The organism is uncultured Caballeronia sp. (assembly GCF_964243625.1).
Classification (GTDB): domain Bacteria; phylum Pseudomonadota; class Gammaproteobacteria; order Burkholderiales; family Burkholderiaceae; genus Caballeronia.
In genome coordinates this window covers 1-332 of record NZ_CAXTGZ010000191.1, presented here as the reverse complement: position 1 = coordinate 332, position 332 = coordinate 1, and the positions used below count along the sequence as shown (strand labels likewise).

1 pseudogene (running past one end of the window) is annotated in these 332 nt (G+C 60.5%); it reads left to right on the top strand.

What is annotated here, in order from left to right:
* Positions 1-332 (top strand): annotated as a pseudogene (locus tag ACFFAR_RS14820) (aspartate/glutamate racemase family protein) (its annotated part extends 61 nt beyond the left edge of the window); the annotation flags it as partial.

Below are 332 nucleotides of genomic sequence, written 5' to 3'. Positions count from 1 at the left end.
CTGAATATTATCGGCTGATCAACCAGGATGTGCGCACCCGGCTCGGCGGACTGAACTCGGCGCAAGTGCTGCTCCATAGCGTGAATTTCGCGCCTATTGAACGCCTTCAACGCGACGGACAATGGAACATTGCAGGCATCCGGCTCAGCGAGGCCGCGCGCCATCTGGAAGCGGGCGGGGCGCATTGCATCGTGCTTTGCACGAACACCATGCATCTCGTCGCGCAGCAGGTTGCCGCTGCGGTGTCCGTGCCGTTTTTGCATATCGTGGACCCGACGGGTATTGAAGCGCAAAGGCGCGGCATTCGCAAAGTCGGGTTTATCGGCACGGCG